General features: G+C 42.7%; 13 protein-coding genes. 7 read left to right on the forward strand and 6 right to left on the reverse strand.

Features of this window, described 5'->3' with window-relative positions; translation table 11 throughout:
• Positions 1–53: 53 nt before the first annotated feature.
• Together eboE and AC1XUD_RS11650 are read left to right on the forward strand one after the other, a co-directional pair.
• Positions 54–1250, forward strand: a complete 1197-nt coding sequence (gene eboE / locus AC1XUD_RS11645; protein ID WP_483361171.1) for a metabolite traffic protein EboE — start codon at positions 54–56, stop codon at positions 1248–1250.
• Positions 1251–1459: 209 nt separating this feature from the next.
• On the forward strand, positions 1460–2827 hold the full coding sequence (locus AC1XUD_RS11650) for an alkaline phosphatase family protein (protein WP_483361172.1): 1368 nt from the start codon (positions 1460–1462) through the stop codon (positions 2825–2827).
• A 126-nt stretch (positions 2828–2953) separates the two neighbouring features.
• On the opposite strand, the gene AC1XUD_RS11655 is transcribed toward AC1XUD_RS11650, so the two are convergent.
• On the reverse strand, positions 2954–3439 hold the full coding sequence (locus AC1XUD_RS11655) for a DUF456 domain-containing protein (protein WP_483361173.1): 486 nt from the start codon (positions 3437–3439) through the stop codon (positions 2954–2956).
• A 335-nt stretch (positions 3440–3774) separates the two neighbouring features.
• On the opposite strand from AC1XUD_RS11655, the gene AC1XUD_RS11660 reads away from it, so the two are divergent.
• Positions 3775–4992: a saccharopine dehydrogenase family protein gene (locus tag AC1XUD_RS11660; protein ID WP_483361174.1), complete on the forward strand. Its 1218-nt coding sequence runs from the start codon at positions 3775–3777 to the stop codon at positions 4990–4992.
• A 208-nt stretch (positions 4993–5200) separates the two neighbouring features.
• On the opposite strand, the gene AC1XUD_RS11665 is transcribed toward AC1XUD_RS11660, so the two are convergent.
• On the reverse strand, positions 5201–6139 hold the full coding sequence (locus AC1XUD_RS11665) for a TraB/GumN family protein (protein ID WP_483361175.1): 939 nt from the start codon (positions 6137–6139) through the stop codon (positions 5201–5203).
• Between the two features lie 671 nt (positions 6140–6810).
• Here AC1XUD_RS11665 and AC1XUD_RS11670 point away from each other — a divergent pair.
• The 4 genes from AC1XUD_RS11670 (at position 6811) to AC1XUD_RS11685 (ending at position 9590) form a co-directional block, all read left to right on the forward strand.
• Entirely contained in the window at positions 6811–7026 is a 216-nt protein-coding gene (locus AC1XUD_RS11670; protein ID WP_483361176.1) for a hypothetical protein, read from the forward strand.
• Between the two features lie 203 nt (positions 7027–7229).
• Complete coding sequence (locus AC1XUD_RS11675; RefSeq protein ID WP_483361177.1) at positions 7230–7742, forward strand: DUF6973 domain-containing protein; 513 nt, start codon at positions 7230–7232, stop codon at positions 7740–7742.
• A 13-nt stretch (positions 7743–7755) separates the two neighbouring features.
• A complete protein-coding gene (locus AC1XUD_RS11680) occupies positions 7756–8193 on the forward strand; it encodes a hypothetical protein (protein WP_483361178.1) in 438 nt (145 codons plus the stop codon).
• A 434-nt stretch (positions 8194–8627) separates the two neighbouring features.
• Positions 8628–9590, forward strand: a complete 963-nt coding sequence (locus tag AC1XUD_RS11685; RefSeq protein WP_483361179.1) for a metallophosphoesterase — start codon at positions 8628–8630, stop codon at positions 9588–9590.
• Between the two features lie 154 nt (positions 9591–9744).
• Here the strand turns inward: AC1XUD_RS11685 and AC1XUD_RS11690 are convergent, their stop codons facing one another.
• Genes AC1XUD_RS11690 through AC1XUD_RS11705 form a run of 4 tightly spaced genes read right to left on the reverse strand, consistent with a single transcriptional unit; the run spans position 9745 to position 16920 of the window.
• Entirely contained in the window at positions 9745–11079 is a 1335-nt protein-coding gene (locus AC1XUD_RS11690) for a DUF4302 domain-containing protein (protein WP_483361180.1), read from the reverse strand.
• 39 nt (positions 11080–11118) lie between these two features.
• Complete coding sequence (locus AC1XUD_RS11695) at positions 11119–12039, reverse strand: zinc-binding metallopeptidase (RefSeq protein ID WP_483361181.1); 921 nt, start codon at positions 12037–12039, stop codon at positions 11119–11121.
• A 7-nt stretch (positions 12040–12046) separates the two neighbouring features.
• The gene (locus AC1XUD_RS11700; RefSeq protein ID WP_483361182.1) at positions 12047–13531 is read right to left on the reverse strand and encodes a RagB/SusD family nutrient uptake outer membrane protein; all 1485 of its coding nucleotides are present in this window, start codon (positions 13529–13531) and stop codon (positions 12047–12049) included.
• A 20-nt stretch (positions 13532–13551) separates the two neighbouring features.
• Complete coding sequence (locus AC1XUD_RS11705; protein WP_483361183.1) at positions 13552–16920, reverse strand: SusC/RagA family TonB-linked outer membrane protein; 3369 nt, start codon at positions 16918–16920, stop codon at positions 13552–13554.
• Positions 16921–16961 lie beyond the last annotated feature (41 nt).

Consider the following 16961-nt stretch of genomic DNA (forward strand, 5'->3'; position numbering starts at 1 on the left):
AAAGAAAATTTGACTAAGTGCCTTTTAAATTTAATACCTAACCCGAATTTTTAATGAATACGCCATACGGACACCTCACCTATTGCAGCAATATTCATCCCGGCGAAAAATGGGAAGACCATTTTCGAAGTCTGAGAGACAATCTCCCATTTATCAAATCCAAATTATCTCCTGATCAGCCATTTGGACTTGGTTTACGTATTGCGAATGAAGCGTCCCTTGCTCTGAGTCAACCCAAAAACCTGGCCGAGTTTAAAGATTGGCTTTTAGCCGAAGATATATATGTTTTCGTGATCAACGGCTTCCCATTTGGGGGTTTTCACAACACCGTGGTAAAAGATCAGGTACACGCGCCCGACTGGACGACAACCGATCGAAAAGACTATACCATCCGGCTTTTCAGAATTCTTAGCGAATTGCTTCCTGCTGACATGGAAGGCGGTGTTTCAACGCCTCCGTTGTCATATAGCCCATGGTGGCCGACTGAAACCGAAAAGCTTTTCGCAACCGAAAAAGCAACGGGAAATCTGTTGTTGATTTTAGATGAACTTCTTGAAATCAAAAATACAAAAGGACAGGTTTTACATCTGGATATAGAACCGGAGCCAGACGGAATTCTCGACAATATCAATGATTTTGTGAATTGGTACAAGGCAAGTTTGTTACCGACAGGTATTGCGTATTTGGTAAGCAAATATCAAGTCAGTGAAGAAGATGCCCGAAATACCATATTGACTCATATCCGCCTTTGCTACGATATCTGCCATGCGGCAGTTGGGTTTGAAGAACCGGAAACAATACTAGCCAGTTTGAATGAAATCGGCATCAGGACCGGACGGATTCAAATCAGTTCGGCGTTAAAGGTCGATTTTGCAAAAGATCGTGAGGCCAGGTTAAATGCTATCAAAGCTTTTGATGAGCCGGTATATCTTCATCAGGTTGTTGCGCAAACATCCGGAAACGAACTGCTTCATTTTACGGATCTTCCGGAAGCAGTCGAGAATTTTGGAGACAAACACGCGGAATGGCGGGTTCATTTCCACGTGCCGCTATTTATTGAAACTTATGGATTGCTAGGTTCAACAAGAAATGATATTGTCCGGACTTTGGAACTCCATAAGAAAGAACCCTTTACCAGATTTTTGGAAGTTGAAACCTACACCTGGGGTGTCTTGCCGGATGATATGCAAAAGCCAATCGGTGAGTCGATTGTTCGGGAATTGGAGTGGGTGAAAGAGGTATTGGGATAGACTTTAGCAATCGGCTCACAGAAATGCGTGAATGGACGAAGGAATTTGAAATGAGCCGAATATCAGCTGAAACTGATTTGCAATCGGTTTCCAATAGTTCAACGTTTTTAACGCATGGAACGAGAAACGAGGTTTGAAATGGGCCGAACATTCTTTATTAAAGACCCAGCCACCCGGTTCATTCTTTCATTCAAAATTAAAACCTGATTATGAATAAGACAGTTGTAATAGATATAGTTGGTTTAAGCTCGAACTTGATTGGAGAGAATACTCCTTTCTTGAAAAATTATGTCGCAAAAAGGCATTTGAATACCATCAAGCCACTTTTACCTGCTTTGACTACTACTTCTCAAAGCACTTATGTCACAGGTAAATGGCCTGCTGAAAATGGTATCGTCGCGAATGGATGGTATGATCGGGAGGATTCGGAGATCAAGTTTTGGAAGCAATCCAATAAGCTTGTATTCGGTGAAAAGATATGGGACAAGGCAAAAAAGCTCGATCCGAATTTCACTTGTTCGAAGATGTTCTGGTGGTATAATATGTATTCTTCCGCCGACTATTCTGTAACTCCAAGACCTCAGTACCATGCAGACGGTGTGAAAGCGCCCGATTGCTACACGCATCCTGCTTCGTTGAGAGACGAATTACAGCAGGAATTGGGTCAATTTCCACTTTTTAGTTTTTGGGGACCAAATGCCAATATCAAATCCACCAAATGGATTGCCGACGCTTCGATATCGGTTGATAAGAAACATGACCCAACACTGACACTGATATACCTCCCGCATCTGGATTACTGTCTTCAAAAATTCGGGCCGGATTTTTCCAAGATTAGCAAGGAATTGGCTGAAATTGATAAGGTAGTAGAGGATTTAGTCAATTATTATGAGTCTAAAAATGCCAGTATCATCCTGCTTTCCGAGTATGGTATCAATCCGGTAAATAATCCGATCCATATTAATCGAATCCTGAGGGATGAAGGTTTAATTGCGGTTAGAACTGAACGCTGGTATGAGTTGCTGGATCCAGGAGCATCCAAAGCTTTTGCCGTGTCTGATCATCAGATCGCTCATATATACCTGAACGACGAGTCAGTTAAAGATCAGATTATTAAGGTTTTGCAAAACAATAAGGGTATTGAATTAATACTCGACAAGGAAGCGCAAAAAGCGTATCATTTGGATCACGAACGCAGCGGAGACATAGTCATTGTCGCAAAACCTGACAGCTGGTTTACCTATTATTATTGGTATGACGACGCCAAGGCACCAGATTTTGCACGTTTAGTGGAGATATTCAAAAAGCCAGGGTACGATCCGGTTGAAATGTTTATGGATCAAAAAAATCCGTTCATAAAACTGAGAGCCGGATACAAACTGTTGCGTAAAAAACTGGGATTCAGGTACTTGATGGATGTAATACCTTTTGATGCAGATTTAATCAAAGGCTCACACGGAGCAATCAACGCGGGGAAAGATTATCATCCGGTTTTAGTAACAAATGATCAATATAGTCCAACTGAAATTGAGGCACCGGAAGTTTTCGACGTGATTTGGAAAACGCTCACCGATTAATAACAATTAAAACAGGTGTTTGATATAATACCAGTCCTGTTGTCACAATTGCATGACCATTTCATGACAAAATCTGACAAGCATTCACTGGCTAACGCTACGAATTCCGGTGGCCTTTGGGAGTATTCACGTAAAATACTCCCAAAGGCCAACAATCGAGTAAACGATCATTCCAAGGCATAGTAATACTTTCATGGCGATGCCGGTAACAAAGCCGACAAATGATCCAAATGCCGATTTGAGAGCATCTTTTGCTCCGAACCCACCAATTAACTCGCCGATTAAAGCGCCTAGGAAAGTTCCCAGAAAAATTCCGATTCCGGGAATGACAAAAAAGCCCACCAAAAGGCCGAGCGTCGCTCCTATCGCTCCGTATTTCGTACCACCAAATTTTTTCGTACCCCATATCGGAATATAGTAATCCAGCACGAGCAATATAGCCGTCACCACCCCAAAACCAATCAGGACTACGTTTCCAAACTCCACATATTTAGTCAAATCCAGCAATATAAGGCCAGCAAAACTCAGCGGCGGTCCGGGTAGAGGTAAAACTGCCCCGGCCAACCCAACCAATAAACAAGCGATACCAAGAATAAGAAGGAATAAATCCATAATACATTAAGTGTGCAAAAGTTTCCTAACAAATATATATACCGCCGCGAAAACAGATCCCCGATTTTTTTGAACGGTAAAATAGCGAATAAAGTAAATACCAACTTTTATACTAACGGTGATTCAGCATTTTCAGACTCTTTGGGCAGCTTGTCATATTAGAACGATCGCAGTTCATCAGCAAGCTCAGATCGGTTATAAATATCACATCGGCCTGACCCCCACATTAATTTACCATCTTCTTAACACAAAAAACCGCTGGTCGTCCTATCTTTGCGCAAAATAACAACGCGCTATCATTCAACGGTTATATCATTCAATAATTCTAATCATACATGTCAAAAGTTCTTATCATTGGTGCGGGCGGCGTTGGAAGTGTTGTGGCACACAAGTGCGCAATGAACAGCCAGGTTTTTTCTGAAATCATGCTGGCAAGCCGTACCAAAGCTAAATGCGATAAAATTGCGGCCGAAATTAAGGAAATGCACGGTGTTAGCATCGAAACAGCTCAGGTAGATGCAGATATCGTCGCTGAAACCGTGTTGTTGATCAAACGTTTTCAGCCGAAATTATTGATCAATGTAGCGTTGCCTTACCAGGACCTGACGTTAATGGAGGCGTGTTTAGCAACAGGAACACATTATCTGGATACTGCTAATTACGAGCCAAAAGACGTTGCAAAGTTTGAATACAGCTGGCAATGGGCTTATCAGCAGCGTTTTAAAGATGCCGGATTGATGGCTCTTCTGGGTTGCGGATTTGACCCGGGAGTTACGCAGGTATATACGGCATATGCCAACAAACATCATTTTGATGAAATGCATTATCTGGATATCATCGACTGCAACGCTGGTGACCACGGTAAAGCTTTTGCCACAAACTTCAACCCGGAAATCAATATACGCGAGATCACTCAGCCCGGACGGTATTGGGAAAACGGGGAATGGGTAGAAATCCCGGCAATGTCAATCCACAAGCCGATCGAGTATCCAGGAATCGGGCCAAAAGAAAGCTACGTGTTATATCACGAAGAATTGGAATCGCTTGTTAAAAACTTCCCGACACTGAAACGCGCCCGCTTCTGGATGACCTTCGGTCAGGCATATATTACACATTTGAATGTTCTTGAAAATGTGGGAATGACAAGTATCAAGCCGATCAAATTTCAGGGAATGGATATCGTTCCTTTGGAATTTTTGAAGGCGGTGCTACCCGCTCCGGACTCTTTGGGTGAAAATTATTCAGGTCAGACTTCCATCGGGTGCCAGATCAAAGGCATAAAGGATGGTGAAGAAAAAACATATTACGTTTGGAACAACTGCGATCACGCAGAATGTTACCGCGAAGTTCGCGCTCAGGCAGTAAGCTATACAACCGGGGTACCGGCAATGATCGGCGCTATGTTAATGCTTACCAATGAAGAATGGCTAAAACCAGGTGTGTTTAATGTAGAAGAACTGAATCCGGATCCATTTATGGACCTGCTCAATGTCCACGGTCTGCCATGGAACGAACAAGTTAATATGCCATTGCCTCACGAATATCCGGCGTAATTACTGCTGATATATATTGAAGAAGCCGGGATGATGAATTCCGGCTTTTTTTATCAATACGGCATCAGACTACGACATGAAACAGGGAAACTGATCGGCTGATTTCACGATTAAAAATTTATGCAAGCCGAACCTATTTCGACCACATAAAAGACCGCAGGTGGAATATGGACGAAGAATGACGAACCGGTAGCTATGCTTTTGACCTTCAATTTTTTCTAAGCACAACCGGCTCCACTGTATATCCTTTTCGCCGCAACAGTGAGATAATGCCGGTTTGGTATCGCAAATGACCAAATCCCACCATAATTAAACATGATTTCTGAGAGATATTGGTAACGATTTTGGGTATCCAATTTTGATTTCTGACTTTTAGAGGGACGTAATCGAAATCTTCATATGGCTCGCCTATTCCTTGGTCTTCCACGTCCAATTGATAGCTTAAGTTCATTTTTTGGAAATCAGAAATGGTTTTCGCGACATCTTTAACGCCGTAGACATTCCAGTCGGGCTTGTCGCTTCCAGCTACATATTTCAATATTCTTGTGAAATACCTTTCAGCATTTTTCGTAGAGCTCGAATCAAACTCTGTTGTTTCAATCCTGTCGAGCCTGGCACCCTTTCTCCCGCTGCTGACAAAACGAGCAAAAATTTGTGCATCCATCCCGCTCTCAATAGTGCTGCCAGCAGGAGCACCGTGTTGCAAGGTCGAAAGTATAGCACCAGCCATTTCTCCAACCGTCATCTCGACCGCGTCGGGATTTCCTGTAATTCCCTCATCGACCCTCGCCACAAAAAATGAATCCACAAACTTGTACTGCTCCGCGGTCATGATATCGATTGCTCTCAATCTCCTTGATTTTGGAATAGCAGAATCAGGAATCTGATCAGTTGTAAATGCCTCCGAAAGGAGAAATTCAGTACTGTCAATCGCATACTTCATTGCTGGATAAGCATATAACCAATCAGCCGGAGACAGGTGCATCGTGCCTAGTACATAGGAGGGTTTCTTACAGTCATTCCCGGAAACCTTCCACAAAATAGTATGTGGAATGGAATCGGATGCATAACTCTGCGCTTGTGATTTTTGAGTAGGCAAGAGATATATGATCAGCAACAAACCTGATAGCAAAGAAAAACTTTTCATTTTCACTAGAAATTTGAAATTGAATTTTATCCAATATTATTATTTATCTGGTATTTATGTTTGCAGTTTGAAAATAATGCGGATCGACCCAAGGTTCATTTCACTGAAAACAATAACTTTTCGAGGCCATCTCAGAAGGCAAAACATCACAAATTCGAAATCCCGAATAACAATTAGCAAACAGGCTTCGGCTCTTTATGGCTTTCCCATAAGATAAAATATGCAGAATTTTTTATAACAACTTCGAATAAACTGTTCTAAAACTCCGAACGACTCGGTAAAACCTGACCTCCTTAGAACCAAAATTATCGAATCTAAAATCCTTATCCGCCCGAACATTTGTTTCGGGCCGATTATTCTATTAAGACCTCAGAAATTGCTCATTATGAGCCAGAAAAGGAGCAGTACACGAATGACATTTACCGTTTACTCAATTTAGTTCTACCACCGGTTACTTAACTGTTTTATATCGTCCGAAAGTGGACCTCGAAAGTCGAGGGTGTTTAAACTAACCTGAAAAAAATCTATGCATGAATTTTTCAACAACTAAAATCTTGCTATCCGCATCAGTACTTTTTGCGGGCTAGGGCTGTCAAGAACCGAACGTCTTAGAATCTCATCCTGAAGGTGGAATCAAGACTTAAGAAATCGTAACCTTTAAAAATACAAGGGTGGTTATTCCGGAGGACTTCCAAAAGGAACATTTGTTTTTAACACCGGAAGAGTTTGAGTCATATTACAATGACCTCTCTGGAGATGCCGGTTTAAAAACTGAGGGAAAGAAGAAGTCTAAAATTAGCTACGAGGATCTAGCCGCGGTATTAAAAAAACATTTAGGGAAATTCCCGATGATCAATTCGGTGGACCTATTTCAGACAAAGATCTAAAGAGAATTTTTAAAGATTTTCCAGATTTCAAAACAGTTGCAGAAGTCGACTCTAACCGACTGGTCATTTTCGACTACTATTCGCTCCTTGCGCGTCCGGAAATTGCTCAAGAAGTAGTTTCCATCGAAAACGAGAGCAACGACAACGCTAAACTTACTGGGATCTCGCCTACAAACCTAACAGTCCCAGAAAGAAATCACTTATTGGGAAATCCTGGATATGCGCAACATTATGTGCAGGCGTCTACTGATGCCACTGCATGGTATAAAAACCTATATCCTAATGATCCCCCAACAGGTAAAGGAAACGCATTTAGGCATGCAGCGTGGAATGCGCTCACTATCCTCTATATTTTAAAAGGCTCTCCAGCCAGTGAAAATCAAGCCATTGATTTTACCCAAGATGGCACTTCCGCCCATGAAAAAGATAATAATGGAAATCAGCGCCAAACAATAGAGGAGGCCATGGACTTGTACAACAATATGTCGGCTAGGGAATGGATGAAGATTGAAACTAAATGGGGTGTGGGCCCATTGAGAAAAATGCCTAGCCAGGGAGATATAATTAATACATTTTATGCTAAAGCCAATTCTTGTGCATTGCATCCTATGATAGATATCTTAAACTGGCATGGCGGTGATAATCAGACCACTTGGGACAATTTGTACAATAATTTGTACAGCCCTAATAATCATTTAGTTCACGTTCGACTTTGACGACAGTATCTCCATGAAATTATCAAAAATTATATTCTCAGTATTGGCTATTTACCTGCTTTTAGGATGCGCTGACAAAATTGATCCTGAAGTTGATACCGTATATTTAAAAGGAGGAGACTACGAGTCGAGAAAAGCAGAAGCCGTATCAATGCTCAATCATCATTATGTTGATAGTAAACGTGATAGAAAGTATTATGAGGTAGTATCAACGCACGAATTTGTTTTGAACTATTATCCTGGTGGCGGATTACTCACCGTGGGTGGAGATAGTGGATGGGGCCCTCAATTCAAAAACGTTGATGAAAAGACCATAGAAAACCTAGTTGTACAACAATTTACGTTCGGAGATTTGGCCAATGTAGGATTAACCAGCAGTAAACTAGACAGTATTTTAACGGTCAACACTCCCCGCGAGGCTGTGAAAAGTAATGGCAACCCGGATTTGTAATAGTATAAGATCCTATCTCGGTGGGTGAAATACATCGTACGGCGTGACGGGATCGCCTATTAATAGTTTTAAGATACCATCACGAATGTTTGGGGTGCATTGACAAGAAGGAAGTGATTTTCCTACCTCTAATTAATGCACTCCATAGATGATGTCTATCTGGGTGACATTCATCAACACCAAATTTCATCATATTCTTCTCTAACTCCCTCCGACGGGAAATCACCGACTTGCGCTCGCAGTTGGCTGACGTCGAGCTCGAAAAAAGATCTTCTTAAAATTAGGCTGAACATTGCCCGGACACTACTGCAAAGAATAAAAAGCTTCCTCAATCTTAGTCACATATCGAAGAAAATTGGTATTTAATTTTTAGTAAAAAACCACTCACCTCTTACCTTTGCCATTCCATATACCAGACTACATTATATCGACTTATGAAACGCAGGGAATTTGTTATATCTACCTTGGGAGCTTCTCTTCTGAATCCTCTTGAGATTCTGGCCGACAATGGTGTAACCCATCTGGAAAGTGAAGACCTTTCCGCTCAGGGCAGCCTGGCAGACCCTTATTCGTTGTACTTTATGGCGCTTGGCGATTGGGGACGGAATGGCGAAGACCGGCAACTGGAGGTAGGAAAACAAATGGGACTTTGGGCCAATACGCATCGCAATAACTTTGTGATTTCGGTGGGAGATAATTTCTATCCGTTAGGCGTAATCAGCGAGCACGATCCTCTGTGGCACTATTCCTTCGAAAATATATATACTGCCAATTCCTTACAATGCGACTGGTTTGCGGTTTTGGGGAATCATGACTACGGTTCAGATCCGGATGCGCAGCTCCGATATGGCAAGGTGAGCCGTCGCTGGAAAATGCCGGCACGTTATTATTCCAAAGAAGCCTCACTTGGCAAAGAAAAGGGAAAGGCTTTTTTTGTGATGATCGATACCATGCAGATATTGGGCGAGGAAGGAAAAGAAAGCAAGGAAAAGCATTTGAATTGGATAAAAACTACACTTGCTTCGGCTTCTTCGGATGTAAAATGGAAAATTGTTGTGGGTCATCATCCAGGGTATACCGTGGGGCCACGTATCAAAAACGATGATACACTGGAAATCAGGGCTGCCTTATCTCCTATCTTTGAGGAATATAAAGTAGACGTGTATCTGGCTGGCCATGATCACTCCCTCCAGCATCTCAAACCTGAGGGATATACCAATCATTTCATTTCCGGTGCTGGTTCCGAACTGACTCAGGTCTCCGCTAATATTCCCTACAGCAAATTTCAAGCTTCCGAAAATGGATTTATGTACTTCTCTTTGGACAGTCATCGGCTGAATGTCAAAGCAATCAACCATGAGGGGACTGTTCTTTATGAAACGGAATTAAAAAAGTAGGTATATTCTCATACTACTTTGAAACAACGTATCCTCCCAGTAATTAGGATATCCTGAAAATGGCCATCTGTCTATTTTCCTGTTTCAAGTAGACAAGAGCATTTCCCCGCAGTAGGACTTTAAGCATCTTTTCAAACAGCCGGCATTCTTCCACTTACTGCCAACTGATCCAGGTCTTTGCGTCCTTCGCACTTACCATATCATATGTAGTGGCGGAAGTCCTTATCAAATAATAGCCATTGGAGTCATAAAGTTGATTTTTCGTATTAAACGCAGGACCCGAAGTAGGTACGGCGCCATAGGTTCCAGCTGAACTGAAAATTACCCGTCCATCCGATGTGAATGTAGGTTTTCTAGGCGCATCTGCATAATAATATGTGGCATTTCCATCAACGTAGAACACCGGAGCAAATAAATCATTGGTAGTCTCATATCCAGGCTGATATACATAAAACCAATACTCATTACCGGCTTGGGTCAGCTCTTTCAGCCCAAATGCATCGTCGACTCCATTGACGTGAAAACCATCCACCGTTCGCCAGTCGCCGCCTGATTCAATAGGTTCGTTCCACCACGTCCTAGGCGCGTCGATATCAACAACCAGCGGCTTTGACGCTTCCACCACTGTACCTGTCGAACCGTTTACCGATATTTTCAACTGTGCCGCAGAAGCGTTCCAGGTTATGTTGGTAAAGCCGGTTATTGTAGTTGAGCCGTTTACCAAAGGCTTGCCGAAGGTGAGACCTGTTCCTGTGAAATAGTATTCAGTGGTATGCGACTTCCCAGTGCCGCCACTGAGCCAGGTCATTTGCAGCAGCCGAGCATTCTGGTTGACTGACAGCTCATAATTTTCGCCAGCAATTGTAACCCTTTTAAAGTAAGCCAGATATTTGGATATATTATTGAAAGCCATGGCGTCAGCGAGGTCGCCATTGGTATAAGAAGTGGCTTGTTCCTGGGTTGCTCTGGTGAGAATCAATCTGCTGTTGTTTTTCCGACCGACAAGAGCGATGCGGTCCGTTTTAACGGAGTCATCGAAAATTGTGAATTCAAAGTCGGACGCAAGACCTAAACCTCTTACTCCACCGTTGACGTCCTCATCTGGGTCGGCGAGTACGTGAAGATAAGAATAGGTGTCAAAAATCAACACAGGTGTCTGAAGTGCTGTCAACCGATAACTGCTTTCCTTTGATGTAACGGCAGAAGCATCTTTAAAATCAGAATACATCGCCACCCGGTTCTTATCCGTAAATTTGAAATAGAAGCCATAACTTCCCCCTCCACCCGGGTATATCACCGCATTCCAGCCATATGGTGCTTCGATCAATGTGTTTTGATACTTTGTCAGGGCCTCGGACAATCGCTCCTCTGCAGTTTTCTCAAAAAGGGTTTCATCCTTATTTTCACAGGAATAAAAAGTGATTGCCAGTAAAATCAAATACAGGATCGATGCCTTCGCGTAAACTGGCCTCCGTACCTCACTAGTCATATTTTTAGTTTTTAATAGCATAAATATCAGCTGGAATCATCAGAACAATTTATTCATTGCACTTCTCGTCCGGTTCTGCAAACTGTAAAAATCAATATTCCAGGCATTCTTGTAATAAGAAACCACAATTGCCTCCTTCTGCCGTAGATAAGCCTGTGCCTGCGCTTTGGTTGTCCCCTGCGGACTCGTTCCTTCCGGAATAGAGTTTACGATATTATTAAACCCTTCTCTCCCTTCCGTCAACATCATCGCGATCATTTCCACAAAGTCCTCATTAAAGTCCACCGAACTATATGCCGTGATAAAGCCATCGCGTCGTGCATCTTCATCCGACCAGTTGATCCAGTTTCCACCCTGATACAAACCTTTTGTAATTTCCTTGTATTCAACAGGATATAGTATATTCTGATGCAGAATATGGCCAAATTCATGGTGAATGGTATGTAAAAACCAATCCTTAACAAAACTCGAATCCCGTGCAGGATCGTATCCAGCCATTCCTTTGATCTTGAACAGATTTACGCCGTACAAAACCACCTTTCTTCCCCCTTCTGCTGTTCCCAGTACCACAGAACCATCCACATTGTATTCGTTACTTCCCGAAAGAATGAAGAATTTGGGAGAATATTTGTTATAAAATACTAACCCCGCTTCGTCCACATAAGGCACGGTCCAAGCCTTTTTTATCGTACTCAACAGCGGCACAACCTGACCTTCCTCCGGTGGCACCAAAGTTTTGGTCACGTTTGTAAACTCAAACTGATCCCATTTATATTTAGCAGAGATATTATAAGGTTTCGTCAAACTATCCAGAATCCATTGATCAATCGGCCCTGGCTCCCAATTTTCGGGGTACAAAATCGGGTACTCGGTAATATCGCCTATACCATCTTCTTTACAGGAACTCAATCCGGACACGAAGGTCAATACAAAAATTAGTTTGAATATTGATTTTATCATGGCTGTGTTATCTTGAATTTTTTTCCAGTCCCCATGCAAGCGCTGCCTGAGGTATTTGAAGAACTCTCCTCGGATCTCCATTAGGTACGGATATCACCTGACCCGTTTTTACTACGTGCTCAACCGGAATCCCCATTCTTTGAATATCAAACCAACGCATACCTTCTTGCAGAAATTCCGTCCTTTTGAAGGCAAGCACACTATTAACTATATTATTGTTGGTATACGCAAACTCAGGATAGTTTCTGAAAAACGACGTCATTTTTGCTGTTGTAAGATTGAAAGTAGAAGCATTGTAGTTTCTTAATCTTTTGCTTGCATACAGGTTCAGATCGGTAATCGCCTCAGCAGACTTGCCCAAAAATGCGTTGGCCTCTGCCCTGTTAAACAACACTTCTTCCGCTGTAAAAACAGGCAGCATTACATACGGGAATCCAATCTCTGCGTTTACCGATTCGCGTACAAAATACTCCGTGAGTTTGGGTATAAAATAATTATTGTCACCCTGATAATAAAGCGGGTAAACCCAGCTCGCGCTTCCTCCGAAAATCTGTTCACTTACTGATATTTCCTGCCATTTCAAATAATCCATTCCAAACCAATACCTTGCAACATATCGTCCATATAAGGAGGCAGTTTCAATCAATAAAAGATTAGCAGGCTCGGTGGCGCGAGAATAGATATTAGTCAACTCAGCAGGTGACATATCTGCATAAGTTGTATTCCAAGGCCTCAAATAGGGGCCGATATCAGTTGTCGGGAAAACCTGATTACAATACTGAACAACCTTTGCATAATCCTTTTTTACCAGATAGAAACGCGCAGCAAATGCGTTAGCAGCCGCCTTGGTAAAATGATATTTCGGTACAGTATACGATCCGTCAAGTATCAATGGAAGACCTTCCAACAGATCTTTTTCAATTTGTTCATACACCTGAGCAACAGTTCCCCTCTGATAACTTTTAATAACAACTGTCTCTGGAGCAGTCACATATGGCACGCCGGGATCGGAGGAAGCCGTGGCCGGATCGTAGAATTTGCTAAAATTGTTGACCAGCATAAAATGAGCATATGCCCTCGCAACCAAAGCTTCACCCTTCTGCGCCTCGAATTCTGTCGGATCTTCTGCATGGCTGATAATATCCAGTGCTTCATTGGCAACCGAGATCGCGCGGTAACATTCCACCCAGTACAGCGATGGCGAATCTTCCTGATTGACATCATCTTCCACCTCCTGAAACATATAAGAAAAACGATTGGTCTTATCGTCCTCGCCGGTTCCCTTATCATTCACATTGTCACTCATGGATTCACCAAACACGACATATCCGGCATTAGGATAGGCTGTTACCAGCAACTTCGATACCTGCTCAGGCGTCGTAATTGACGCCCTGGTGCTGTCAGGCTCTTTCGACAAAAACTCCTCACACGACGTCAGACAGACGATCGGCAAAACGAGCAGTATTCTTTTTATGAAATTTAGCTTATTCATCAATCAATATCTTTTATCAACTAGAGAGTCAATTTTAAAGCCGCAGTAAACTGTTTCTGGATAGGCTGCGCAACCCCTCCCGAATTAAAGAATTCCGGATCCTGACCTTTCAGTTTCTTGTCGGCATATATCAACCACGGGTTGATGGCCGACAGCTGAATACTCGCAGCCGATAGTCCCACCTTTTGCAAAAATTGAAGTGGTACTTTATATGCAAGCGATACTGTTTTCAATCGAACAAAATCTCCCTTTGCTACTCTTTCAGTCGAGTAGTTATAGCTGTTATATGGGTATGTTCCTGTCAGATATGCTAGTTCCACCTGATCGCTCAAACTCGGATTAGTGGTAACTTTCTCGTCTCCCGGCATTACCCAGCGATCCAGAAATTCTCGTGGCATAGCATCCAGATCGCTAAAGCCCGGCTTACCTGTAGATTGTTTGTAAAGTGCATTCAACCTGATTTTGTTACCCCATTGATAAGTAAGGAAAACATTTAAGGAAAAGGCTTTATAGGTCAAAGTGTTATTGTAACCTCCCGTAATTGGCGGATCGACAGGTCCTTCGTATTTCAGATAAGATACATTTTGATCCTGCAAATAAACGTCCGAGCTTATTTCCCCATTTTCATCCAGAAATACCGGAACACCTGTTTTCGGATTCAATGCACTGAAATCGATTGAGAAAAGACTTCTTACCGGTCTTCCCTGCACATTGGCTCCTTCGGCTTTCACCATATCAAATATCGTCGGATTGTTATCAACGTTGGTAATGTTGGTTTTCGAATATCCGACAGTAATTCTGGAACGCCAGTCCCAATCTCTAGTTTTCCAAAGAACCCCATCAATTGAAAAGTCGACCCCATATGACTCCATATCGGCATAATTGGCGACTTTGAAAATCTGACCACCAATACCCGATGTCTTAATCTGGTCGATCAGATCGAAGCTTTTTCTAAGATATCCATCTAACGACAAATTGATGCGATTTCTGAAAAGCCCTAAGTCAAGCCCTAGGTTTCCACTATATAGCTTCTCCCAGGTCAGTTCAGTATTTTCCAAAGATTTAAGCTGAATGGCCGATTCCTTTTCACTGAGATATGGCCTTCTGGTAATCATACTTTGGAATAATACTGCTGTATTGGTCGAAGGTCCTGTATCGGCGGTGAGTCCATAACTGGCGCGAATCCTGCCCATGCTCAACCAGGATGAATTTTTAAAGAAACCTTCTTTATCGAAATTCCATGAACCAGCAACTGTGTAAGTTGGCAACCAGCGGGCCTGAGCTGATTTACCAAACGAGTTGGAGCCATCATACCGGAAGTAGGCGGTGAAATTGTATTTATCATCCAAGGTATAACCCGCGCTGGCATAAAACGCAGCGAAGCGGTCATAATCCCTTCTCATTCCGTAGTATTGGAAATTCTGCTCGATGGTTTGCTTCAATATTCTATAATCAACGAAAGGTGTTCCTCCCTGATCATACTGAAATCCGTATCCGGTGTTGTTGGAATTCTGTCGGTCGGTATACTTAATTTCCTGACCTAGCAGGAAATTGATATTGTGCCGCGACTTGAATGTATTGTTATAACGGAGGTTGTTCCTGATGTTATAAAATTTCATCTGGTCCTCGTTGGTATTGTAAAAACCACCACTTGGAAGCACTATGACCGGGTAGGAATTCGGATCATCAGGATCGGTATACAAATACTTGTTAGCCTGAGCTATCGTAGAATTGTCCGCCGCACGGTATGCATTGGCCATATTGGATTTCTCGGTGATCATATGCTCGCGACTTGTCACGATATACCTTAAGGCCCCTAAAAAATCGTACGTGAGATGCGGTGTTATTTTGTAGGAAAGATCGCCTTGCAACCTCATATCGACGAGGTTCAGATTGATACTATTATTGGCCAGCTCACTTACAATATTGAAAGGCGCAAAATTCCTTCTGAAATACTCCAGATTCCCGTTCTCATCGTATGCCGTGAGCGTGCGGCTGGTATTAAGAGCGTAACTAAAAGGGTTAATATCAAAATCCCGATCATATTTCCCTTCAACCGGATTGCTCCGGCGACTTAATGAACCCGGAGCCTTCTGCATTCGAACAGAAGATAAGGTCGAAAATCCAAGAGAAACCTTGTCGGATAGCTTGTAATTATTACGGAAATTGAGCGTGTATCGGCTAACCTTATCTGCAATTGTCCAACCATTATCATGCAGATAACTCGTAGAAAAGTAAGACTGGGATTTATCCGTACCGAAAGAGATACTTAGCGAATGCTCCTGAATAAAATTCTGTTTGAAAAGGACATCGTACCAATTGGTGTTCGCCCTGGCATATCTGTTCAGAAAACCTCTTTTGGCCTCTTCCGTGTTCATGAGTGGAAATTCCCCTTTCTCGTCTCCGGCCATGGAGTTGTACATTTTTCCGTAAACACCATAATCGGGCTTTGACAGGATATTGGTTGTCAGGTATCCGTCGCGCTCCAGATTGTTTAACACATACATCTGCTCAGCAGAATTCATGATATTAAAATTACGGTAACTGGGTATCATCTGGGTACTAAAATTACCAGAATAACTGATCACCGGTTTTCCGCTTTTCCCTTTTTTTGTGGTGATCACGATCACACCATTCATGGCACGCGCGCCATATAACGCAGCGGCGGCGGCGTCTTTTAGAATATCAAATGTTTCAATATCGTTCGGGTTTAAACCTGCAACTGCGGAACCAAGCAATGTGGTCGGGTCACCACTGGAAAGTTGGTCGTTGGAAATATTGACAATATCCTCCAAAACAACCCCATCTACTACCCATAAGGGTTTGTTATCCCCATTTAAGGAAGTGGCGCCGCGAATACGGATTTTGGGAGCAGCTCCGAATGTACCGGAAACATTTTGAATAGAAACCCCGGCAGCACGACCTTCAAGCATCCGGCTCACATCGGGCAAACCATTGATCTTGACATCGTCCGATTTCATAGTAACTGCCGAACCTGCAAACTTATTTTTGTCAATCTGCTGAAAGCCAGTTACAACCACGTCTTGCAAACCTACCGCGTCTTCAGCCAGGATGATGGTCATTTTCGCTGTTGCAGGCAGTTCCTGTGGAAGAAAGCCTACCATACTCACCACCAAAGTCGCGCCTTCGTTGACATCCTGCAAAACGAATTCTCCTCTTTCGTTCGTTACTGTCCCTTTCTGAGTGCCCTTAATACGGATCGTTGAACCGATCAGGACTTCTCCCGTGGTGGTCTTTACGGTACCTTTTACGTCAATATTGGCTGAGAAGGCAATTGCCGGGAGACTAATGAACAGAATAAAGAAAAGCAAAAATCCGAGTGCTCCGCTGGCGCGGATCATTCCACTGATTCGACAATAACCCATCATATGAGAAGTACAGATTTAATCTAAATCGACGCTATTTAACA

The organism is Dyadobacter sp. HNCC25DJ184 (assembly GCF_056895215.1).